18 protein-coding genes and 3 pseudogenes are annotated in these 23,628 nt (G+C 56.8%); 9 read left to right on the forward strand and 12 right to left on the reverse strand.

What is annotated here, in order from left to right; translation table 11 throughout:
• Positions 1 to 562: 562 nt before the first annotated feature.
• A pseudogene (locus ROLI_RS13410) lies at positions 563 to 988 on the forward strand (IS30 family transposase); the annotation flags it as partial.
• A 42-nt stretch (positions 989 to 1,030) separates the two neighbouring features.
• Here ROLI_RS13410 and ROLI_RS13415 read toward each other — a convergent pair.
• From ROLI_RS13415 to ROLI_RS13445, 7 genes are all read right to left on the reverse strand, one after another.
• Entirely contained in the window at positions 1,031 to 1,288 is a 258-nt protein-coding gene (locus ROLI_RS13415) for a hypothetical protein (protein ID WP_187430335.1), read from the reverse strand.
• A 392-nt stretch (positions 1,289 to 1,680) separates the two neighbouring features.
• A complete protein-coding gene (locus ROLI_RS13420; protein WP_187430336.1) occupies positions 1,681 to 3,960 on the reverse strand; it encodes a hypothetical protein in 2,280 nt (759 codons plus the stop codon).
• A gap of 635 nt (positions 3,961 to 4,595) precedes the next feature.
• A complete protein-coding gene (locus tag ROLI_RS13425; RefSeq protein WP_187430337.1) occupies positions 4,596 to 6,062 on the reverse strand; it encodes an aldehyde dehydrogenase in 1,467 nt (488 codons plus the stop codon).
• 15 nt (positions 6,063 to 6,077) lie between these two features.
• Positions 6,078 to 7,115, reverse strand: coding sequence for an LLM class flavin-dependent oxidoreductase (locus ROLI_RS13430; protein WP_187430338.1), 1,038 nt, complete (start codon positions 7,113 to 7,115; stop codon positions 6,078 to 6,080).
• A gap of 3 nt (positions 7,116 to 7,118) precedes the next feature.
• A complete protein-coding gene (locus ROLI_RS13435; RefSeq protein WP_187430339.1) occupies positions 7,119 to 8,036 on the reverse strand; it encodes a flavin reductase in 918 nt (305 codons plus the stop codon).
• A complete protein-coding gene (locus tag ROLI_RS13440; protein ID WP_187430340.1) occupies positions 8,033 to 8,839 on the reverse strand; it encodes an alpha/beta fold hydrolase in 807 nt (268 codons plus the stop codon). The genes ROLI_RS13435 and ROLI_RS13440 overlap by 4 nt, the downstream gene beginning before the upstream one ends.
• On the reverse strand, positions 8,811 to 9,413 hold the full coding sequence (locus ROLI_RS13445; RefSeq protein WP_187430341.1) for an amino acid synthesis family protein: 603 nt from the start codon (positions 9,411 to 9,413) through the stop codon (positions 8,811 to 8,813). The genes ROLI_RS13440 and ROLI_RS13445 overlap by 29 nt, the downstream gene beginning before the upstream one ends.
• 101 nt (positions 9,414 to 9,514) lie before the next feature.
• Between ROLI_RS13445 and ROLI_RS13450 the strand changes: the two genes are divergently transcribed.
• The 4 genes and pseudogenes from ROLI_RS13450 (at position 9,515) to ROLI_RS13465 (ending at position 11,557) form a co-directional block, all read left to right on the forward strand.
• Positions 9,515 to 10,219, forward strand: coding sequence for a GntR family transcriptional regulator (locus ROLI_RS13450; protein ID WP_187430342.1), 705 nt, complete (start codon positions 9,515 to 9,517; stop codon positions 10,217 to 10,219).
• Positions 10,212 to 10,481, forward strand: a pseudogene (locus ROLI_RS13455) (DUF1330 domain-containing protein); the annotation flags it as partial. The gene ROLI_RS13450 and the pseudogene ROLI_RS13455, both read left to right, overlap by 8 nt.
• A gap of 57 nt (positions 10,482 to 10,538) precedes the next feature.
• Positions 10,539 to 10,919 (forward strand): carboxymuconolactone decarboxylase family protein, encoded by a 381-nt coding sequence (locus ROLI_RS13460; protein ID WP_187430359.1) that lies wholly within the window; start codon positions 10,539 to 10,541, stop codon positions 10,917 to 10,919.
• Positions 10,920 to 11,257: 338 nt separating this feature from the next.
• Positions 11,258 to 11,557, forward strand: coding sequence for a chorismate mutase (locus ROLI_RS13465; protein ID WP_187430343.1), 300 nt, complete (start codon positions 11,258 to 11,260; stop codon positions 11,555 to 11,557).
• Between the two features lie 239 nt (positions 11,558 to 11,796).
• On the opposite strand, the gene ROLI_RS23825 is transcribed toward ROLI_RS13465, so the two are convergent.
• A complete protein-coding gene (locus tag ROLI_RS23825; protein WP_350340418.1) occupies positions 11,797 to 12,042 on the reverse strand; it encodes a helix-turn-helix domain-containing protein in 246 nt (81 codons plus the stop codon).
• Positions 12,043 to 12,196: 154 nt separating this feature from the next.
• Between ROLI_RS23825 and ROLI_RS13470 the strand changes: the two genes are divergently transcribed.
• The 3 genes and pseudogenes from ROLI_RS13470 to ROLI_RS13480 all read left to right on the forward strand — a co-directional run.
• Positions 12,197 to 12,400, forward strand: coding sequence for a hypothetical protein (locus ROLI_RS13470; RefSeq protein ID WP_187430345.1), 204 nt, complete (start codon positions 12,197 to 12,199; stop codon positions 12,398 to 12,400).
• Positions 12,397 to 12,585 carry a hypothetical protein gene (locus tag ROLI_RS13475; protein WP_262386522.1) on the forward strand — a complete coding sequence of 63 codons (189 nt, stop codon included), beginning with the start codon at positions 12,397 to 12,399 and terminating at the stop codon, positions 12,583 to 12,585. Before ROLI_RS13470 ends, ROLI_RS13475 begins: the two co-directional genes overlap by 4 nt.
• Positions 12,586 to 12,930: 345 nt before the next feature.
• Positions 12,931 to 13,460 (forward strand): annotated as a pseudogene (locus ROLI_RS13480) (class I SAM-dependent DNA methyltransferase); the annotation flags it as partial.
• 444 nt (positions 13,461 to 13,904) lie between these two features.
• Here ROLI_RS13480 and ROLI_RS13485 read toward each other — a convergent pair.
• Together ROLI_RS13485 and ROLI_RS13490 are read right to left on the reverse strand one after the other, a co-directional pair.
• A complete protein-coding gene (locus tag ROLI_RS13485) occupies positions 13,905 to 14,393 on the reverse strand; it encodes a YbjN domain-containing protein (RefSeq protein WP_187430346.1) in 489 nt (162 codons plus the stop codon).
• A gap of 18 nt (positions 14,394 to 14,411) precedes the next feature.
• Positions 14,412 to 17,417 carry a DUF4157 domain-containing protein gene (locus tag ROLI_RS13490; protein WP_187430347.1) on the reverse strand — a complete coding sequence of 1,002 codons (3,006 nt, stop codon included), beginning with the start codon at positions 17,415 to 17,417 and terminating at the stop codon, positions 14,412 to 14,414.
• A 736-nt stretch (positions 17,418 to 18,153) separates the two neighbouring features.
• Between ROLI_RS13490 and ROLI_RS13495 the strand changes: the two genes are divergently transcribed.
• Positions 18,154 to 19,791, forward strand: a complete 1,638-nt coding sequence (locus tag ROLI_RS13495; protein ID WP_187430360.1) for a glucan biosynthesis protein — start codon at positions 18,154 to 18,156, stop codon at positions 19,789 to 19,791.
• Positions 19,792 to 20,079: 288 nt separating this feature from the next.
• Here the strand turns inward: ROLI_RS13495 and rhaI are convergent, their stop codons facing one another.
• Both rhaI and ROLI_RS13505 read right to left on the reverse strand, forming a co-directional pair.
• Positions 20,080 to 21,354 (reverse strand): L-rhamnose catabolism isomerase, encoded by a 1,275-nt coding sequence (gene rhaI, locus ROLI_RS13500; protein ID WP_187430349.1) that lies wholly within the window; start codon positions 21,352 to 21,354, stop codon positions 20,080 to 20,082.
• Between the two features lie 11 nt (positions 21,355 to 21,365).
• Positions 21,366 to 23,468 carry a bifunctional rhamnulose-1-phosphate aldolase/short-chain dehydrogenase gene (locus tag ROLI_RS13505; RefSeq protein ID WP_187430350.1) on the reverse strand — a complete coding sequence of 701 codons (2,103 nt, stop codon included), beginning with the start codon at positions 23,466 to 23,468 and terminating at the stop codon, positions 21,366 to 21,368.
• Positions 23,469 to 23,628: the final 160 nt, after the last annotated feature.

Below are 23,628 nucleotides of genomic sequence, written 5' to 3' on the forward strand. Positions count from 1 at the left end.
CAGCAATGTTCCGAGACGCAATAAAGACCAGCCCGTGAGGTTCCTGCCGCATCCTTGGCTGGCAGCGCGTGATCCACTCCTGACGTGTCTGGCGCAGCGCAGGCCGATCACGCTGAGTTGCGATCAGTCCTTTTTTCATATGAGAACCTGGCGCGATCCAGCGCATGATGCAGCGATGAGAGCTGCATCTGAACCCCCTCGGTCTCGCACAGTGCGGCGGCCAGTTCCTTCAACGTGATGTCTGGTTCTGCACGCATGATATCGAGAAGGAAGTCGAGATGCGGGGCCCGCTTGCCAAACCGTCCGGGCGGCCTGCCTTGCGGTTTCGCAAAAATGGTGCCCCGTTTCCGATACTGCGCCGCAAACCGCACAGCCGTCGCGGCACTCACACCAAATACACGCCCCGCAGCACGCGCCGAATGCCCCCCCGGCTACATACGCACAAATTCGTCCCCGAAAATCCAAAGAGTAAGGCTTGCCCATAATCCACCTCCCAAAGAAAGTGAATCAGACAAATGACATCTTGTGAATCCCCGTTCAATTCACATCAAACGCAAAACGTTTTAACGTGACTTCCCTCGTCAAACGTATCACCCGTTTTGCCGATGTTCTCAAGAACCAGACAGGCATTCTCAACCCGTCATGGAGGGCTTAATCGAAGGGCTATCTCCCCTGCCCAAACATGCACGCCGCTCCATCACCTTTGACCGTGGGACGGAATTCAGTGCCTTGCCACATTTGAAAGCCGGTCTGGGCATTGATCCATGGTTCTGTGATCCACAGTCTCCGTGGCAAAAAGGTACATTCGAGAACAGCAACAATCGGTTGCGTAGATACCTGCCCCGCAAGTCCGACCCCACCGAATTCACAACGCGATATTAAAGGTCGATTTGCGACCGCCTCAACGCAACGCAAATGCTCAGACTACAAGGCGCCAGCCGAGGTGTTGAGTGCAAAACTTGTGGAGGGAGCGAAGCAGACCAGCTAAACTGAATGAATAGAAAGTGCACTTCAGCGTGAGTTCACAGGGTCATTCAACGGGATGAGAAACAGGCTGGATGCGCAAAAGGCCCGAAGGGTCGGTGAAACTGTAGCGTTCCGTTTTTTGATCGCGGCTGAAAAACAGCCCAACCCGATGGCCGTTGACCGGGAATCTGTCGGCGGGCGGCGGCAGCCGTTCTGTCGAAGCGTTTGAGAATCTGGCATGCTTGCGAGGCGGTGAAGCGGGGTGCTCTTGAGATTGGCGGGTGGGAATCCGATCAGGGTAATCGATTTCAAAGCGAGCCATTATCCGAAACCCCTCAGGGCACCGTGAATTTTAGGATCACGTGGCACGTTTGGGGACCTCCAAATTTGTGTCCCTCATGTCGATGGGAATACGGTCCGGGACAGCTTTTATGCCAAAAGCCCGCGTGAAGAACCATCGTCTCGAGGCGATACCTCGCTGTTCTGACACCTAAAATTCAAGGCTTTGGTCGTATCGACCAATGCCACGGTGGGCCAGGATGTCTTCAATCTCTCGAACGTCTACCGCGCGAGCAAAACCTGAGTGCGGGTTGAAAACTCAACAATTGCCAAGGGGGCCAAGGGGTGCGTGAAATCCCACCCTCTGGGATGCAGGCAGAAAAACGGCCCCTGAGTGATTTACTCAAGGGCCGTCAGCTATTGATTTACTGTTGGTCAGGAATCGATTTCGATCACAAATGCCGCTGTGTCGCCACGGTATTGGAACCCGTAATCATCACCATCCGTCCGCTTGTTATAGATGTTCAGGAACGCCGTGAACGCACATTTGTTTCTTGGCGGATCGACGGCAGCAGGCAGCAACATTTGTGCAAATGTATTCGTGGCACTTCCCGCATTCGGGTCCGTGACATTTGTCGAAATGGTCGGCTGGAGCACCCCCGATGACCCAGGCGTCGATCCAAGGCCACGACGCCAGGTGATGTTGTGATGTAACTGGAACATCTCGTTTGGATGGTAGGCTTGATAGCCGACACTGAACGTCGTCGCCCCCGTGCCACCAAAAAACAGACATTCTGCATCGAACTGCATTCCGTCTTTGCGCAGATTGATAATATCCGCAAAGACATCACGGTTATCCCACCAAAACATATGGGTGAGCGCACCGAATTGCACTTCATCCGTCGCGCCGGTTTCCTGAAAACGACGCCGATAGGTAAAGGCCGCCGTGGTTTCCTGTCCCCCTAACCCGGTCGCCGGGGTGCCCGTGGGCCGTAGACGGCGACCATCTTCATCAAAGATCTCGAGGGTAACAAGATGTCGCGTCAGCGGATCATTCCAACGCGGATCATTCGTGTTCAGTTTTGCGTGGAATTGATTGTCGAGCCAGTCGGTCGTCGGTGCGGTATCATAGGGAATTAGGAACAGCGCGTTTTGTTCATTTGCGCCCGCCCCGGCTGATTGCGGTCCTAACCCGACGGGGACAATATCGACGCCACCGCTGCCATCCGACACCGCCTTGTTCCAGGATAGCCCTTCGGTCAAATACTCAGGACTGCCAACAGGATTGCCATTCGCGTCCGCCTCATAAACGCTCAACCGATAGAATTTAGCGCCGAGAGCCTGCATGCCTTCGCTGATCGTGAAGTTCAGCTTCAGCGTGCCGCCCCAGTTGCGGTTGATGACGTTGCTTGGCGCTGTTGCCGGATCCGTAAACACCAATCCGCTATGGATTGCCGGTGTCGCCACAGAGGTCGCGCCAGTTGCGGTTGGCGTGTTCAGATGATGCGCGCCTGTGTCGGCAATGGCGTTCAGGAACACGAAATTGCCATCCGGGTTATTGCGGCATCCGTATGCAAAACGGCTGTAGGTGGTCAACGTCGGGTTGTCGTTCTGGTGATACCATTGATTTGCCGCAAGGCCGTTATAGACAACAATTGAAAACGGACCGAACTGTTGGCGGATCACATAAGCATATTCAAAATGGCAGCCCGCACGCAGGCTTACAGGGAATTGCCGCCAGCAGATGTTGAACTGCCCATCCGGCCCAATCGATCCCGTCGCGATATTCGTGGCGCTCCCGCAGGAGCGATTGGGACAGAACAAATGCGGGCGCGCATTGATGTAAGTCGGGACTTGTTCAGCGGGCATTTTACGCAGAGCGGCGAGGTCCCGTGCGGCGTGTATCGCGCGCACATCCAAGGTGCCGTCTTTAAAGATGGGATTACCGTCGATTGGCAAAGGTCTCGGGCCATAGGGTCCGGGATCCGGGGGCAATGGAATATCCGGTATCAACCGATCAAGATCGTCGAGCAGATCCGGAATGCGCGGATCAAAGACAATCCACGGATCACAGCAACACACGCGCCGCCAAACTTCGACCGTACCCTCACAAATCGGGGCGCATCGAACGGGCCATGCAATCAATTGGTCGATGGATTGTGCCGCAGGTAAGCGTGTTGCAGATTGCAACGACTGTCGGTCATCCACCAGCTTTCGATTGTCCAGCGGGCGCTCAACGGCGCGCATCCGAATTGAGGGTGATTTTGTAGCGCGCGCAACCGTTGCGGGTTGTGCCGCCAGTGTCACCAAATCATCAAACCACCACCGGCCTGGCCGACAAACGCGCACCCGCCCGGTCACACATCGCAACCATGGCAGCCAGCCGATCCAGATATCACGGCCCACATCCAGCATGCCGGTCTTGAGGACGCTTTGGAACTGCCGTGCAGTCGCGTTCAGCCCAATCTTCATAAGATCATCCGCGTCCGCGCTCTTTGGACCAACACGTATGAAATCGGTCTTTTCCAGAGCACCGGGGTCGATCTTGACGGTCCCGTCATCCGCGACGTCAGCCGAAAAAATCGCCTTCCCGTTTCCGCTCCAAAATGACAAAGCGATGTCTGGTGCCTTATCTTTGGACGTCTTGCCTTCGAGGTTAAGTTGGATTGTGTTTTGGGCTTTTTTGTTGCCCGAACGCGTTGGTGTTTTAGCCATTGGAAATTCCTCCAAATAACAGAGTTCCCCTGCCCGAAATCACATTTGTGATATCAGCAATCGCAATTGAAACCCCAAGTAAGGGTTTGAATTATTTCTCAAAAGAGACCGACCGAGATATCAGACTAAGCTTCTGTTCGGATCGCATTGTGTGAAGTTTAGGCTTCGAAAAATATGAAGCCGAAAGGGGAAAAAGATTTAACGGTCAATTAATAAAAGTATTTTGGAGCAAAACGCCCCGATTTCGTAACTGTTTCTAACATATCCCATGATTCGAATCAAGAAATCGGACATTCAAGAGCCGTTGCCCCAGTTACCCTGCCCCTCCAAAAATCTCGCTGAGCACCATTCGGTTTACCGAGCGGGAAAGGATTTATATCTAAGTTTCTGGGCGTTACGCTACGCGCATGATGTCTGGGACATGGACCAATTGATATCGGCGGCTTCATGCCACCTGAAGATTTTTTCTTCTGGTGATCCGGGGTGGTGAAGACGCAGGGTATATCCAAGTTTTTCGGCAGCTTCGTTGAAACTGCGCCCCCCCCCCTCATGACCCTAAAAGCCAACGTGCACCCCGGAAGAAACTTCGCTTTGCGCGTGAAGTCAGCGCTCGGCATGTTGGACGTTGTACCGCTTTAGCGCATCACAAACGGATCTGGAATCGGATCATCGCTGGTGCGCAGCCAAACCGATTTGACCTTTGTGTAATCAAGGGCGGCCTGCAAACCGCCTTCGCGACCCTGTCCACTCAGGCCGCTCCCTCCAAAGGGGGCGATTGGGCTGACCGCGCGGTACGTGTTCACCCACACGATGCCTGCATCAAGGCCGCGGATCATACGGTGCGCGCGTGCGAGGTCTTTGGTAAACACCCCCGAGGCGAGCCCGAATGGCGTATCATTGGCGATTTCGAGCGCTTGTGCTTCTGTGTCAAAGCCCAGAACCGACAAAACGGGGCCAAAGAACTCATGGCGCAGGCAAGGCGCATCCGGCGCATCCGTGCAGTCGATAATCGTCGGTGGGAAGTAGTTTCCCTCACACTCCAACGGGTGCCCGCCAGTGATGACAACCGCGCCCTGATCGACAGAGGCGGCGATAAGCGAGATCGCTGTGTCCAACTGGCCCCTGGTGCACAGAGGTCCCACCTCTGTTGTCATATCATCCGGCGCGCCGATGACGATGGCCTCGGCTTTTTCTTTCAAACGGTCCAGAAACCGGTCTTTGATCGTGTTGGCGACAATCAGGCGCGAGCCCGCCACACAGCTTTGACCGGTTGCGGCAAAGATGCCGGAAATCTGCGCGTTCACCGCACTTCCCACATCAGCATCGTCAAACACGATAAACGGAGACTTCCCGCCCAGTTCCAATGAGGTCGACGCGAGGTTTTCAGCCGAATTCCGAACGATGTGCCGTGCGGTTTCCGGCCCGCCGGTAAAGGCGATATGATCAATTTTCGGATGTGTCGTCAGGATGGTCCCACAATCCGCCCCAAAGCCCGTGATTACGTTCAGCACGCCTTTGGGAAAGCCCGCCTGATCAAAGATCCGCGCAAATTCCAGCAGAGGTGCCGGGCCTTCTTCGGAGGCCTTGAGCACGATTGTGCAACCGGCAGCAAGGGCGGGGCCGATCTTGACCGCCGACAGGAACAATTGCGAATTCCACGGCACGATGGCCGCCACAACACCCACCGGTTCACGCCGCAACCAAACTTCCATATCGGGCTTGTCGATCGGCAAATGGGCACCTTCGATCTTATCCGCCAGGCCCGCGTAATAACGATAATATTCGGCCACATAGGCAATCTGAGCAGAGGTTTCGCGGATAATCTTACCGGTATCGCGCGTCTCGAGTTCGGCCAGGGACTGTGCGTTCTGGGCAATCAGATCGGCCAGACGGAACAGCAGCTTGCCCCGTGCCGATGCCGTCATGCCTGACCATTCCTGGGACATGAAAGCAGCCGCTGCGGCCTCAACGGCGGCGTTGACATCATCTGCACGGGCCTCGGGCATTATCGCCCATGTCCGTCCAGTCGCCGGATCGCGGCTTTCAAATTGCGCCGCGCCATCGGTGAATGCCCCGTCAATATACTGCTGAAATTTCTGCATTATTCCACCACTCTCCTACTCAAACGCCGGCATCACGTCTTTGATAAACCGCTTCAGCGACGCCTTTTTGCGCTCGAAACTCATCCCGCTGTCAATCCAGAAAGCGTATTCATCATATCCCATGTCTTCGTATGTTTTGATCCGCGCGATCGCGTCTATTGGCGTCGCGATGACATTGTCACGCAACATCGCCTCGGCTGAATAGAACGGATGGTTGGCGATGTCTGCGTCGGACAACCGCTCAATGAGGCCCTGTGACACAGCGCGCTCATTCTTGAACCATGCGCCGAAATAGCAATAAAACCGGTTGATCTCCTCTGCGGCCTGCTGTGCGTCATCGGCATCAGCAGCAATATAGGTATGGTTCAAGAGCATGATCTCGGGCCGTGGCGTGCCAGGAAACTTTGCGCAGGCGGCGTTGAATGTGTCCATCAGCTTGGTGATTTCAGCGTCACCCTGCCACAGCGGCGTCACTTGCACGTGGCAGCCCTGGGACACGGCAAATTCATGGCTGTTGGCATCACGCGCGGCCACCCAGATGGGGGGGCCGTTTTCCTGCATGGGCTTGGGTGACGACGTGGTGGCGGGGAAGGAATGATAGACGCCCTCTTGCGCGTAATCCCCCTGCCAAAGGCGCTTTACCGCTGGGATCAACTCGCGCATCCGCTGCCCTGCATCCCAAGCGTCCATGCTTGGCACCATGCGCTCGTATTCATAACTATAGGCGCCGCGCGCAATGCCCAACTCAAGACGCCCGTCAACAATCATATCGGTCATCGCCGCCTCTCCGGCCAGGCGGATCGGATGCCAGAAGGGGGCGATCAGCGTGCCGGTGCCCAATCGCACATTCTTGGTTTGGCGGGCCAGGTCGATGAGGTTCAAAAACGGGTTTGGCGCAATGGTGAAATTCATACCGTGGTGCTCGCCGGTCCAGACCGCATGCATCCCATTTTCATCGGCGATTTTCGCCAAGGCGATGAATTCATCATAAAGCTGCTTTTGATCCTGCTCCTGCGAGATCCGTTCCATGTGGACAAATAGTGAGAACCGCATGTGCTAGCGTCCTTCCTTCATCGGGCGGACTTCTCCGCTGGTCTGATCGCCGTAATAGATACCGTAGTTGCCAAGTTTCGTTTCCTGCGCAAAACGGTCGAGCATCGTAAGCGTCGCGGGATTGGAAACATCGTCCAGGCATGAAGGGGTCAGAGGAACAAAGGCACCGCGTTTCGGCTCGCCCGCAGCTGTCTGGCACAGAAACGAGATATGCTGGCGCTTTTGGCGCAGATCTTCAAAGACCGAGTAGATAAAGCCGGGCTTTGCCTGCAATCCCGTCGACGCAATGAGCTTTTTCGCCGCAGCAGAGGCCCCCTCGCCGTCCACCCGCATTTCCGGCAGCGCCATCCCCCCCTGGCCATCGTCCACCAACAGAACGTGACCGTCCCGCTCGATAAGGGTCGAGACAATCAGACCCGTCGAATGGCTGAGTGCATCAGCGGCAAGGGCCGGTGTCACATAAGCGCCGCGCGCATAGCCAAGACCCGGACTCGCGGTCTGGTCAAACGCCACGACTTTACCAATCAGGATAACATGATCGCCGGCTTCAATGGTCCGGTGCATCGCGCAATCAAACCATGCCGATACGCCCTCCAGAATGGGCGAGCCCTGCGGCCCCCTGCGCCAGTCAACGGAAGCGAAACGATCCTCGACCGGTCGCGCGAACCTATTCGAAATGTCGATCTGGGTTTGCGACAGAATGTTCACCGCAAAGCCGGGCGCGTTCACCAGCGTGGCATAATTTTGCGACGTATTCGCCAGACAAACAAGGATCAATGGCGGATCAAGCGACACGGAGGTAAAGGAATTGGCGGTGAACCCCACGGGCGCCCCCTCCCCATCGAGTGCCGTTACAACGGTCACACCTGTCATGAAGGTGCCAAACGCATTGCGCAGCGCACGTGGGTCAATCGGCGTCATCGGATTTCCTTTGCTTGCGGGGATCTGTCCAGCCACGCCTCAAGGTGAGTGTTCACTTGCTCAGCCGCTGTAAGATTGATCATATGGCGATGCCCTTTGAGCGTAATCGCCTGTCCGCCTGGCACGCTATCAGTCATCGCCCGTGCCATTGCAGGGGTTGAATTCGGATCACCATCGCCGGTCATGGCCAGGAACGGGCATGTGATATCGCCGTAACGGTCCGCATAGGTCGCATCGCCCTGTGCGAAGGCGGTGTAGGCCGTGGCATAACCGCCCTGATCAACCGCGCGCAGCCATGATGCCACCCGTGCGCGTTCACATGTCTGTTCCGCATCAAACCAGCGGGCAAGCGGGGTTGCGAGGTCCATTTTACCCTCGCGGATCTCTGCTGCGCGCGCATTTACAGCAGCTTTTGCAGCCTCATCACGCCGGAACACGCCGTTCAGCAAGGCCACGCGTAAAACAAGTGCGGGATACATCGCGGCGACCCCGCCTGCGATCAACGCCCCCATGGAATGCCCGATCAGATTTACCGCGCCAAGCCCCACTGCCTCAATCGCCGCTTTACACCAATCAATGTAATCCGGCAGTTGGCTGTCGGCGGCCAAAGGATCGCTGCCACCGTGCCCCGGCAAATCCAGGGCAATGACGTGGTAGCGATCTGCAAAATGATCGATCTGCGGGGTCCAGGCCGCCGATTGCATGCCGACGCCGTGGATCAACACCAAGGGCGCGCCCGCGCCATGCGCGCGAAATGTGATCTTTTGGCCGGAGTCAGACAGCGGCAGGGTTGTCAACGTCATGACCCAACTCCTTGAGGTCCTGATAACGGTCGCCGATGCGGTGATGCGGGCGCCCGCCAATTGAGGCACCAAGCCCAATCAGGATTTCATCTGATGCGGGGGCATCCGCCACTGAAGTCTGGATGGTGAGATAGTGCGAGCGTTTGCCCCCATCGTGCTTGTCCATCAACGGGATCATCAGCGGCGCATTTGCAGGTCCACGCGTATTGCAAAATGACAGATATGATTTCGCACCGACCGCGTTGCGGTAATGGTTGCCGAAATGAAGCGTATGAATGAGCGCGGAGGCGTGCTCCACTTCACCGTTCAGACCGACGATCGCGGATTTGCCATAGGCTTCGACCCTATCGCCCCCGCCTGCCGCATCCAGCACCATTTTCGTGAGCAATTCACCCAGGCCCGGCGCGCAATCGCGGATCGCGAGGGAGAGGTCCTCAACAAAACCCTGATGAGCCCAAGGGTTTTTGATCACGGCCATCGCCGCGATCAGCTGGAGCGGTTTCGCCGCAGCCTTGCCGCCCTCGATCAGGGTGTTTTCAACATGCAGGAGCGTTTTTCTAATTTCAGCAGGCACAATAGAATCCTATGATAGTTCGGATGATGTAATGTGGTATACCATCATACAATATGTCAATACACTTGTTCTAAGACTGCGCCTCTGATAGGTAATCGGCCATGAATATAGAGAAAAATACCCTTGCCAAGATTGACAGGGCCCCGCAAACACTACGCGACATGGTTCAGGACCGGATGCGAACGGCCATTATCGAGGGCCATTTTGCACCGGGAGAACGGCTGGTCGAACGGCCGCTTTGCGAACAGCTTGGTGTCAGCCGCACGGTGATCCGTGAAACCATTCGGTTTCTGGAAGCAGAGGGGCTTGTCGATATTATCCCAAATCGCGGACCAATCGTGGCCAAAATGGATTGGCAACTAGCAAGGCAGATTTACGAAATCCGGCGCCAGTTGGAGGGATCTGCGGCAGCAACCTGTGCGTTGAGCCATGATGCTGAATTTGCCAATAACTTGACCTCGGCGCTCCGCGAAATACAGGCGCGGCTTGGCGATACGACCTGGAGCAACCTTCTACAGGCCACGACCCAATTCTACGAACTGATCTTTGCGCAGGCGGATCACACGGTGGCCTGGGAGATCGTGCAGCGCCTGAATGGCCGGATCAGCAGGCTTCGCGCGCTTACCCTGGCAGCAAAGGACAGAGCGCGCCCGGGCATCAGCCATATGACTGAAATTCATCGCGCGATCCTGAGCACAAACCCCGTGGCCGCCCGCCAAGCGGTGCATGCCCATATCGATGATGCAGCAACGACGGCGCAGAGATTTCTTGCAGCAACCCCAGAGGGTGGTGCGCGCGATGCCTAAAGCCTACTGGATCGCTTTCGTGACCGTGACAGACGCGCAAGCCTACGCGGGATATCAGCAACACGCCCCTGAAGCCTTTGCGAAACACGGTGCAAAATTCCTCGTAAGAGGGGGGTCCGCCGAGACACTTGAGGGCGAAGAATGGCAGCGCCATGTGGTAATTGCCTTTGACAGCAAGGCGCAGGCATTGGCCTGTTACAATTCACCGGAATATCGACATGCGCGCGAAAAACGCAACGGTGCGTGCCAGGCCAATATCGTGATCGTCGATGAATATGCCGCGTCGCAAGCGATTTTACCCGCGAAGGATAGCAAAACCATGGATACGTTTGACGAGGATTTGTTCCTCAAAGGGCTGGGACACCGCAAGGCGACCCTGGGTCGAGAGTATGTCGAAAAGAACCTCGCCGCCGCCGATGATTTCACCCGCCCGTTTCAGGAAGCCATGACGGCCTGGTGCTGGGGATTTGGCTGGGGCGATGATGTGATCGACGCCAAAACACGTTCCATGATGAACCTGTCGATGATCGGCGCTTTGGGCAAGATGCAGGAATGGGAACTGCATTGTCGCGGGGCAATTAACAACGGCGTGACCAAAGAGGAAATCCGCGCGATCATCCATGTTATCGCGATTTATTGCGGAGTTCCGCAGGGGCTGGAGTGTTTCAGGGCAGCGCGTAAGGTATTTGACGAGGGCTAGGGCCGCGCTGGTCTGGCGCTTCCAAAGCGCGCCGACAACGGTCTCGATTGCTCGGGAACCCCCGAAAGGCCCCGGCCGTGTAAAAAGACCGCGCTGCACAGCAACGAGCAGGCAATGCTGATCCGGTCCGATCGGTACCGCAATGGCCGGTCATGCGCCAAACATGTTGAAATGTGCCCTGGTGATCCATACGCAATCGGTATCTGTTGTGACGCCACCTATCATCATTGTCACCCAGTCAACATGCTGCTCGGCGCGCGCGATCAATTTGCTCAAACAACTCTTGTGCTGATTGCGTAAAAAATCAACAAATCACTTTCAACAATTAGGACTTCACAATGACAGACCTTATGCCGCCTAAAGACTGCGCATCAATGGCCGACCTAAGACGTCAAATCGATCTCATCGACACGATGTTACTGGACCTTCTGGCGACCCGCAGCCAGTATATCGATCGTGCCATTGATCTAAAGCGGATCGAAGGTTTGCCTGCCAGGATCGTCGAGCGCGTCGCGGAAGTTCTGCAAAACGTCACATCGAAAGCTGCGCACATCGGTTTGGACGAAAAGCTTGCTGAGACCCTTTGGTCGGAACTGATCGAATGGTCAATAGAACGGGAAAGCAAGCATTTGGGATAGGTGCCAAAGAGCATGTTCCGTGTCAAAGGCATAGTGCAGAAAACTCCGCAGAGACGGCACGATACTCTAAAAAACAGCTCTGTCTCGCTCCTTTTCGCGCAACAGCGTTGCGTTTTACATGCGTTGGGAATGCCTGCCCTTTTCAAAGCTGCGCCCCCCAGTTTGTGATCACGGTCAGGCCCCCCAACGGATCCGGTATCGTGAGCCGCGTGAACAACTGGGTTTGGGGAGGCCAATGATCACGTTCTTACCGTGCACCTTACGCCAAAGCGTTCTCGGTACGCAGTTGGTAGCGTGCCAAGCAGCTTGAGGAAACTCCGGCGCATCTTTTGTTCGGTCGCAAAGCCGGACAGAGAGGCAATTTCTTTGAGGGGTTTGGGACTGTTTTCAAGATATCTCCTCGCGATGGCCAGTCTTGCGCTGCCGGGACTGATCCCTTGAGTGTTGATCACAGAGACAATCGGTCTCGGTGACAAAGCCTTCACCGCCGGTGGTATCAAATCTACGTCTTCCTGCTGGCGGCCAGCGTCTATGCCGGTCTAAAAGTCTGGTATAAAAGCTACCGTGAACGCACTGAGAATGCGCGGGCGGAAATCGACCGCCTGCTGTCTCAGGCGCAAGCCAGCGAAAGTTGATGCTATGCAACAAACCAAACCACTTGAGGAAATCACAATTGATGAGCTCGACGCCATACTGGCCGAGGCTTGCGCAAAGGTGATCGCCGAATCCTTTGCCGAAGGCGTTCCGATTATCCACAGAGATGAGGAGAAAACATGCCGTGAATGGCCTGATGGCCACAGTGAAGTCATCCATGAGCGCATGAGGCCGGAGACTAAGCCATGACCGTCTGGTACACGGTCGACACGCACTTCGGTCACGACAACATCATCAAGCATTGCAACCAGCCGTTCACATCGGCGGCGCAGATGGATGCTGTTCTAATGAAAAACTTGGGTGCGAAGGTCGGCCCGAAGGACTCGCTCTGGATCGTCGGCGACTTTGCTTTCGGGCCAAAGGCGAAGGATTGAAACTGGTTGATGAAGCTCTGTTCGCAAAACTGCCGGGCGCGGAAAAACACCTCGTAATCGGCAACCACGATGGCGAGGCGACCCAGCAACTGCCTTGAACCAGCGCAACACATCTGGCTGAGGTGGCGGATGCCAAAAGCCCCCATTCGGTCCTCTGCCATTGCCCAATGATCACGCGGCACCGCGCCCGGAAAGGCGCGCTACACTTGTTCGGCCATGTGCACGATCAGTGGATGGGTAGCCGCAACGCCGTCAACGTCGGCGTGGATGTTTGGGGCTATCGGTAAGATTTACGGCCAAGAACGCAACATCACTACCTACAACTTGGCCCGGATGAACATGCTCTTGCAGGGGTTAAAGACACCGAGTTCAAGATTTTTCACGGCGACATCTTGACGAACGACTGGGACATGCTGAGGGAGCCAAATCCAGCCAAGATGCCGCGTTTCGATGCGGTGGTTGCGAACCCGCCTTTCAGCTATCGCTGGGACCCCTCCGAGGCCCTTGGAGAAGATGCCCGGTTCAAAAACCATGGCCTAGCCCCCAAGTCTGCCGCCGATTTCGCGTTTTTGCTTCATGGCTTTCACTACCTGAAAGACGAGAGCACGATGGCAATCATCCTTCCGCATGGTGTGTTGTTCAGACGCGGGGCCGAGGAGAGGATTAGAACCAAGCTACTGAAAGATGGCCATGTCGACACCGTCATTGGTTTGCCCGCGAACCTGTTTTTCTCGACAGGCATCCCCGTCTGTATCCTCGTGCTAAAGAAGTGCAAGAAATTCGACGACATCTTATTCATTAATGCCACTGGACCTGACCACTTCAAAAAGGGCAAGCGTCAAAACCAGCTGGCCCCAAGCACATCCGCGACATAGTCGAAACATATCAGTTCCGTAGAGAAGAAGACCGCTACTCTGGCGTGTTGACATGGATGAGACCGAGAAGGAGATAGACATTGCCCAGACGAACCTTGCACTTAAGGCATTGGAAGAAAAAAACTTGGCCGTTAAAGCCGCCCATAATGGGTTTCTTGACGAGCTTGGATCGCCTACGCTTCCTTAGGGACAGAGCTCTCAGAACAAGCTTTCTGCGGTGGTAAGATTCAGGAACAAGAAATCTTCCGTGTTCTGTGGAGCAGAGGTGTGCCGATATGACCAATATCCGCCGGAGGCTTTCACTGCCGCTTAGCTCCTCGAGGCTATCTTGCGTTTGTCGCCCTTCGGGAACCGCGCAGGCGTGAACGACACCACAGAACAGGCCTCATCGACACATCACGCGCGTTGGCAGATGGGGGCCTTCGCGCGAACCCCGAAAGACCATCAATAGCCGTCATCGCGCAGGTCCAAATCGGGCTGCTCCTCAAGATGCACTTCCGCCGCACTTGCGGGGTCAATGCGGCCCGCAATAACATCTTCAAGCCCGCTCAAATGATCGCCGTAGCTTAGAAGATTGATCTTGAGCGCGGGCACAAAGGGCACCGGGTTGATGTCGCCCTTGCCAAAATTCACCGATGTGCGATAGCGGGTTTCACCCGTGTCGAAATTCATCTCAAAGCAGCCGCGCGACTGACCGTAATTCACCCGTGTCAGGAACTCCGACACATCGGCCCTGCGCCCGGCGGGCACCTCAATGGGCAGGATCGAGTAGATCAGGATCTGCGACTCCTCCTCGATGTACCAGATCAGGCAGACCCAGCTGCCGGCTTCATTGCCGTACTCAAAACGAATATAGGGTTCGGTTTCATGCTGCTGGACCTGCCAGTTGTCGCGCGCAAAATAATCCAGGATCATCTCTTCAAGCGCACCCATGCCGGTCCCTTTCGTGGTTTACCACTTGCTGATGTCCAATTTGCTCTCTCGGGCCTGCTCGATGAAGTTCGCGCGGGCCTTTGCGGGCCAGCGGTCCAGTCTCTGAAATTGTTGCTTCAAAACGTCCTGGGGTGCTGTCTTCAGGTCCATCGTCATATTGACACCCTTGTTCGTTGACAATCTGGCAAAACCGCCCGAGCCATAGCGCATGAGGAATTCCGATCGTATCTTGTGATCGTAAAGCCCTGATTGCTTGAGCGGACCATTGTCATATCCGATCAAACGGTCAAGGCGATCCCTTTGCGCCCTATTAAGCTGGTTGATCGTTGGCACATTCGTCATGTTGACCACCAAGACACGCGCCCCTGTGAAATCGCCATAGGTGATGGACCCAATGATCGAGCTCGCGACATAAAGGCCCGGCCCCTGCAGCGACGATGTGTTACTGATTGCCGTCGCTTCGCGCAGGGACGGTGCAGCGGCATGAATGTCATGGCTCCCCGGCGGCCCCCAAGAGTACCACGTTCCGGTCGTGGTCTCCATATTGATAATCTGCTCCACCTCCCGGATGCGGTTCATTTTATCCGCAGCGATCGAGGATAGCGGCGCTTCTGGTGCGTTGGGGTGGTAATGGCGGATCAACGCCGCAACGACCATGTTTACGCGAGGGACATCGAGGGAGGTTACGGGTGTCGTTACAGTAAGCGCCTGAACGAAGGGAGCCGGGCTGATCGGGCCCGCTGCCGGCGGGGCCACCGCGCTGATGTCCCGTCTCACCCGATCCAGATGGAGGATTTCTTCGGGCTTGGCAAAATCGATCACCACATCGGGCAGACCTGCATCGCGCAAGCGGGCTCTTGCGCCCTGATCGCTCAGGACAGCCGCCACGTGGTGATGGGCCAAAAGATCGCTGAGCGTGCGGCGTGCGCGCTCGGCACCAAAGGTGTTGGCGAGGTAAAGATAGGAGGGATCCTCCTTGATCCGGCGCACGGCTTGCCGCCTCTCGGAGCCCGCAACACTTGCATCAATCTGGCGCGTCCGCACGACCTGCTCAAGGCGCTGCATCGCCACGGTATCGCGCTCGTTCATCGCACTCAGGGAAAGCTTATTGACCCCGCTCGCAACCAGCGCCCCCTTGGCTGCCGCTTCACTCTGATTGGCATTCAGCACAGTGTTTTCGAGGTGGTCTTTCCAGGCAACTGAGAAATAATCGGCCGGAAATACATTCACCAAAGGCCCGTCATTCGGCAAGATTCCGGCAAAGTTGACACGGGTCATCGGGCTGAGGTTCATCATGTGCTCATATTCCGCGCCGGGGCGTGTCGGATCGACGTGAAAAGGCACGCCGTAAGCCTCCGCCGCTTTGAAGACTTCGTAAAAACTGTGATCGCGCGCGGCAATCATCCAACCGGCAAGCCCTAGGCGCAACGACATCTTCTGAACGGAATTCTTGACGCCCAGATGTTCTGCGGCATGCATCATCAGATCGGTGGAGCCGGAAATGCCTGCCTCCATACGCGCCTTGATCTGGGCGGCTTCCTTGGCGCTGTCGGAATCGAGGTTGATGTCGTAATGCTCACGACCCTGCCCCCAACTCAGATTCGCCGTCCCGCCCTGGCGGAACATCGTGCGTGACCCGCTTGTGATGTTTTCCGCCAACCCCCGGCGCTTGATCATCAGATCGATTTCCTCATCCGTCAGATCGGGCACATCCCCGACCGTCAGATGGCGTTGTTTATCCTCAGACACCGCCGCACGCGGGTCGTGAAACCGTTCCCCATGCGCTTTGTGGGTTGCGGGTTTCCAGCCAACAACATTGCTCATCGTTTTATGATCAAACATGTCGCGCTTTCTGCGCGTGACCCCTGTCCTTTTGCGCGTTCTTTCCTTCTTTGCCTTTGCGATATTGATCAGGTCGCCTGTTTCGGCGGGATTATGCAGCGCCTCGATGCCGGAGCTCTCGGCAAAGCCTTTCGTGACCGTCTCATTCTTACTCCTGGAGACACGTTTTTCAGTATCGCCACTGCGATCAACGGACACGCCTTCGCTGCGCACCTTGATAGTCTGGCCCGATTTCCCACGCGCCTTTTTATCAAGTTGCAGCGCCGCGACCTTGAGCCATTTTGACAGCGCATTGTTGCGTACAGCGTTGTAAATCAGCTTGAGCTTTGTGCGCAGAGGTTTGTTGGTATCCGCAAAGAGCGCCGTGATATTTTCAGCCGTCATCTCGAAAGCGCCGTAATATCCGTCACCCGGTGGCCAGCCAAATTCATGCTCATAGACCGCCGCCTGCTCCTGGGAAGTATGTACCGCCCAGGCATCAACGATGTTCTTGATGTTGAGCAGGATCCCATCAATCGCCATATTGACGGCAGGATTGGTCATGATGAGCGGTGCCATGCCAAGCTCAAAGGCCAGCGCTTTTTGAGCGTAATCCACATCCGCCTGCTGATCGACGCGTGCCTTTCCCATACGGTCAAGCCCCGCATAGACGCGTTGCACCGGCATCCGTTGGCGCGGCACCCGTTGCAGGGCGTTTGATGGTGTTGCAGCCGCCTTATGGCTCAAGGCCCGCGCGCCCATCTGGTCCGCTTCATGTTCAAGGCCGGGATTATCGTTGATCGGCTGCCCCTGTTCCGAGGTCGTCGCTCTGACGCGCCCTTTGGCCTGTTGCACCACATGCCAGGCCTCATGGGGCAAATGCCGTTCCTGGCCCGGCGCGATGTGGATGTCGCGACCCTGCGCGTAGGCATGCGCCCTGAGTTGCGCCGGTCGTGGCGAGTTTCGATGAACTTTGACCCCATCAAGAGAGACCCCCGAGAGGGTCTCAATCCCCGATCTCAGATCATGAGGGACACCATCGCCCGCGACATTGGCGCTTTGGCGCGCAGAAGCTGACGTATTAGCAAGGCGCTGGAGCGTGGCCAGCGGTTGAATGGTTTGGCTCGCGTTCGCCACCGCCTGAAGCCCCGAAACCGACGTTGCAGGACCCGCAGAAACGGGACTACCGGTTTTCCGGGACATGGTGCCTTTGAGCGGATTCAGACTTGTTCTCGTCACGACAGACAGCCCCAGCTTACAAACGGACGGTTTCCTTTGACAGGACTCGCACCACCACCCCAACCCTAGACAATCAACCGGGCATGACACAACCGATGATGGAAAAACATGCGCCGGTCTTTTCGCGTCAGGCGATCCGTTTCAACAGTAAAGCCATCGGTGCAAGACAGGAGATGCGCTCCCTGCGGCGGGTTTGGAGGCCGGGGAGGTGTTTCGCGCGGCTGGAGTATAATAAGTCACATCGAAGTGGTTTTCGCGCTCCAGCGCAGATCGATACCGACATACCCGGCTTTTGGGTAACGCGCGCGCCGCATCAACGCCTTTGCGGCCTCTCTGCGCCACCTCCCCGCACCGCTGGCAGGTGCCCGTCCTAAATACGTACCAGCCGAGTTCGCCGCCGAGCAAATCAAGCTTCTTGCAACAATGGACGAGCACCCGGAATTGCCTGCGGTTTTTAGCCAACTTTTCCAGCCACATCCGATTTGGATTGAGCGGTAAAAGGAAAACTGGCACTCAGCCTGAATGGACGACACCGCCGATCAACCTCTATCGGGAACGTGAAGTGCATTTGATCCAGAAAACGGGCTATTTGCGCGCTTAGGAAAACCACGAAGGCCATGTATCCCCCGCGTCAAACACAAACGCGGGCGCATGCGAACCAAGGGCTGCCGTTATGCATGGTGAAGGAGCCAAATATCTGATGTTGTTTGACAAACCCATGGGACGGCGACGTGTACTGGCAACGCTCCTGGCGAGTACGATGGTGGCGACATACGCAATGGCGCAAACGACAGGCGCGCCGGTGCCTTTCTCATTTGAGGGGCTCAAAAACCGGATGCGCGCGCGCGCCAAAATGCCCGATGCGCCGCCAGTGCCATTGGATAACTTTCTTGAGAACCTGAGCTATGATGATTATCGCAACATCTATTTCCGCCCTCCCCGATCCCGCTGGGCAAATGCCGTTTTACCCTTTCAACTCCAGGCGTTTCATCCCGGTTGGCTGTTTCAGGACCCCGTGCAGGTGTTTGAAGTCGTCGATGGGCTGGCACAGCCATTGATCTTCAACACCGACGACTTTGAATATCGAAACGATATCGCTGAGCGCGTGCCACAACACGCCGAATTATCAGGCGTCGCCGGCCTCAAGGTCAACGCGCCGCTGAACACGCCGACAAAGTTCGATGAGCTGGTTACATTTCTGGGCGCCAGCTACTTCCGCGCTCTGGGGTCTGGCAATAGCTATGGGCTCTCGGCGCGGGGTCTGTCGATTGACACCTGGCTGGAGGGCGCGGAAGAATTTCCGCGCTTCACGGCCTTCTGGGTGGTGCGGCCCAAGACGCAGGATACATCTTTGGAAATCTATGCCGCCATGGATAGCACCTCCGTCACGGGTGCCTATCGCTTTGTCATCTCGCCGGGTGCGGACACGGTGATTGAGGTCGATGCAGAGCTTTATTTCCGCGCGCCCGTCCGCCAGCTTGGCCTCGCGCCTTTGACGTCGATGTTCTACTTTGCCGAACACTCAGAGCGCCGGTTCGACGATTACCGCCCGCAGGTCCATGACAGCGACGCCTTGCAAATCATCCGCGGCTCGGGCGATGTGCTGTTGCGGCCTCTGAATAATCCGCATCGCGTTTCCAATTCGTATTTTTCGGGAGAGGATGTGGTTCAATTTGGTCTGATCCAGCGCGACCGGGATTATGAAGCCTACCAGGATGCAGGCGCGCAGTACCACAACCGCCCCTCCGTCATGATTGAACGTATCGGGGAGTGGGGTGACGGCGCCATCCGTTTGGTCGAGATCCCTGCCGATCTGGAAATAGACGATAACATTGTGATGTTTTGGGTGCCCGATGATGCGCCCCAAGCGGGCGAGACGCGCGCCTACCGCTACAAGATGCATTGGGGTGCGCTGCCCCCCGATGGGACGGGCGCATTGGCCTATATCTTTAGCACGCGCTCGGGTGTGGGCGGACCATCCGGCGTGCCGGTTGAAAACCCAAATCTGCGAAAATACGTCATCGATTTCGAGGGCGGCGCGCTTGGAAATATGGTACCGGAGGCCATCGTGAAACCTGTGGTAACAGCCTCTGCGGGCAGGGTTTCGGGCTTGGTCTTGCACAAGATTGACGATGCCGCGCAGCGTTGGCGTTTGTTTTTCGATATCGACGGGCAAGACGCAGATCTGATCGAACTCACAGCGCATGTTGCAGGTGAGGATCGTAAATTGTCTGAAGTCTGGTTGTTTCAATGGGTGCGGGACCCGGCCAATCCGCGCACTGGCGAGGCGCTTGAACCGGTAGCGCCTGCGGATAAGCGACCGGATGCAAATGACTAGGGCCTGCATTATACCCTCGTTGGGCGATCGGTCTGTTTTTCATCTGGATGCAGGTGAGCACGGGATTGCGATCCAGCCCCGCCACGATTGAGCAAGCCGCCGCCTTTGCCGACAGGTTTGCGTTCAAATCCGGGCATGCCGGGCTTTGGGGTGGAAGGCCCAAGCACGTGAAACCCCAACCGCCGACAGCCAGGCAGTCCCGCATTGCCCCCATGATCCTGCGCGCGCCGGTCAAACGCCATGCCCCATGGGTCTGTTCCTCGGCGGCAAAGGTGCCGATCTGCGCGCCTAAACGATACCGCCGCCTGCCCCGCTGACCGCCGGACGCTGCGACGCGACCCTGGCGCGGTACCCCGATGCGCGGTAGGCGGCAACAGGATCAATCGCCCCGCCTCCCTCAAGCCGCGCCATGGCAAGGATCGGCTCGACATCCGTGCGGAACGCCTGCTTGAGCGTCGCGCTCGCCATTAGCGCATCATTGGCATCCTGAAACCCGGCGAGTGATGTGCGATCTACCAGCAAAGCCTGCGCATAGGCGCGCTGCACTTCGGTTGCGGAGACCATCAGGCTTTCGATCGGGTCGGTCACGTTATGGCTTTGATCCAGCATATGCATGGGGTCAAAATCCGGATCACTTTCGGCCTCAACCAATTCATTGAACACCAGGAAAAGACGATAGGGATCGATGCTGCCGGTATCGAGGTCATCATCGCCATATTTGCTGTCATTGAAGTGGAACCCTCCCAGCTTGCCGAACTGCGTCAGCCGCGCAACGATCATTTCGATGTTCACGTTGGGGGCGTGATGGCCAAGGTCCACCAGACATTTGGCTTTCTCCCCCATCTGCTGGGCGATCAACAGATTGGTGCCCCAATCCTGCACAACCGTGGAATAAAACGCAGGCTCATACATCTTATGCTCGCTCAGCATGGTCCACCCCTCCGGCAAGGCAGCATAAACCTGTTTGACCGCATCAAGGTAGCGTTCAAACTGCCGGGTGAAATTTGTTTGACCGGGAAAGTTCGATCCGTCCCCCACCCAGATCGTGAGCGCTTTGGAGCCGATCTGCTGGCCCAGCTCGATGCAGGCGATGTTGTGATCCACCGCTTGGCGGCGCGTGGCAGCGTCCGTATGCGACAGCGACCCGAACTTGTAACTATGCGCCTGACCCGGATGGTCCTGAAACGTGTTGGAATTCATCGCATCAAAGGTCAATCCGACCTCTTCGGCCTTACTGTTGAGGTCCGCGGCAGGCTGTGCGTCCCAGGGGATGTGCAATGACACGGACGGTGTTGCACGGGTCAGTTGATGGATGACGCCGCAATCGTCCATCTTGTCAAAGATATCGCGTGGCTCCCCGCTGCCGGGGAAGCGGGCAAAGCGGGTGCCACCGGTCCCAACCCCCCAACTGGGCACCGCGACGCCGTATGTGGCGACCTTGGATTTGATCACGGTGATATCGATCCCGCGCCGGTCCAGATGATCGCCAAGTGCTGCGTAATCAGCCCGCAGTTTGGCCAAAGCGGTGTCGTTGGTCTTGGTCATAATATCTGAATGGATCATCAGATTTCTCCCTAGCGTGTGAACGCCTGGACGTTGCCAGCGTCCACGTTAATGATATTACCGGTCGATTTAGCCGAGAGATCGGAGGCCAGGAAATACGCCGCCTCCGCGATGTCCTCGGGCAGTACGGAGCGTTTGAGCATGGAACGGTCGCGATACATCGCCTCCAGCCCGTCCTTATCGGTACCATAGGTGTGGGCACGCTGATCAAGCCATTCGCCCTGCCAAATCTTGGAACCCTTCAGCACCGCATCCGGATTGACGACGTTCACGCGCACGCCCATCGGCGCGCCTTCAAGGGCCAGACAGCGCGCCAGGTGGATTTCGGAGGCTTTCGCTGTGCAATAGGCCGAGGCGTTGGGCGAAGCTGCCAACCCGTTCTTGGACGCCACGAAGACAATCGCGCCCCCAATGTCCTGTGCTTTGAACAGCCCGAACGCGGCGCGGCTGACAAGAAAATATCCCGTCGACAGGATCGCCATGTTCTTGTTCCACAGATCCAGCGTGGTCTCCTCAATCGGTGCGGAACTTGCGATGCCCGCGTTGGACACGAGGATATCAACACCGCCGAATGCCACCGCGATGTCACCATAAGCAGAGGCGACCGCCTCCTCGCTGGTGACGTCCATATTGACCGTGCGCACGACGTCAGCGGAAAAGCGCGCCGTCAGGCTTTGCGCTGTTTCGGCCAATGCGGCGGCGTCGATATCGGCCAGCATGACGCAGGCCCCTTCGCGCAGATACCGCTCAGCCGTGGCCGCACCGATACCGCCAGCACCGCCCGTCACCATTGCCACCCGTCCTGCCATGGATTTTGGCGCGGGCATCCGCTGCAATTTGGCCTCCTCGAGCAACCAATATTCGATATCAAACGCCTCTTGCTCGGGTAGGCCCTGATACTCCGACACCGCATCCGCCCCGCGCATCACGTTGATCGCATTCACATAGAATTCACCGGAAATTCGCGCCGTGGCCTTATCCTTGGCAAAGGTGATCATGCCCACACCGGGGACAAGATAGACAACCGCATTCGGATCACGCATGGCGGGGCTGTCATCCCGCCTGCACCGCTCGTAATAGGCCGTGTAGCCCGCCCGGTAGGTCGTCACCGCATCGGCCAACCCCGCCAGGGTCGCTTCGATATTGGACTTTTCGGGATCAAAATCGACCACCAGCGGGCAAATCTTCGTGCGCAAAAAATGATCCGGGCACGACGTGCCAAGGGCGGCCAACCGCTTCATATCCCTGGCATTGACGAATTCCAGAACCGCATCACTGTCGCTAAAATGCCCGACCATATGCTGCTGGCCCGACACCATGCCGCGAATGGCGGGCATCAGCCGCGCTGCGGCGCTGCGGCGCGCCTGCGGGGCAAGGCTCTGGTGAACCGGGCCGCCAAACGCCGCTGTGCCGTCCGTTTTTTGCGCAAACCAATCCATAGCAGTCTGGATCACCTCAAGCGTCAATGCGTAACATTCCTGCGCATCATCCGCCCAGGTAAACAACCCATGGCTTTCCAGAATGACGCCTTTGGCATCCGGGTTCTTGACGCAAAAATCAGACAACCAAAGCCCCAACTCAAAGCCGGGTCTCTTCCAGGGCAACCACCCGATGCGGTCGCCGAAAACCTCTTGCGTCAGCGCCTTGCTGTCCTTGGCCGCCGCAATCGCGATGATCGCATCAGGGTGCATGTGATCCACATGTTTGGCGGGGACATAGGCATGCAGGGGCGTGTCGATGCTTGCCGCACGCGGGTTCAGGTTGAAGGTGCAATGCGGCAGGTAGCCAACCATTTCATCCTCAAATTCCACCCCGCGATACAGCCCCCGGAGCGCCTTCAGCTTGTCCATGTAAAGCGTCGAGAACCCGTCCATCTTGATGGAGCCCACATCCCCACCAGACCCTTTCACCCAAAGCACCTCAACCGTGACGCCGCTCAACGGATCAACTTCCATTACTTTGGCCGACGTATTGCCGCCGCCATAGTTGGTGATTCTCTTATCCGAGCCCAGAAGGTTGGACCGATACAACAGCCGCTCCGCCTCGTTCATTTCTTTTGCGAGGGCGTCATCCCATTTATTTTCAAGGCGTTGGCTGGCATTGGAAGAGGTCATCTGTGTCTCCGTAGACGGCGGGTTACGTCGAAGGTGTCACGTACAGGCTGGCGGCGGCAGCTCACCAAGTCAATCAATTTCAATCACCTTCGATCATATTATTATAATTAGTGATTGGGTGTGATAGAAAATGATTGACAATGACGGGCGACTCGCGCCA

It is taken from the genome of Roseobacter fucihabitans (genome assembly GCF_014337925.2).
Classification (GTDB): Bacteria; Pseudomonadota; Alphaproteobacteria; order Rhodobacterales; family Rhodobacteraceae; genus Roseobacter; species Roseobacter fucihabitans.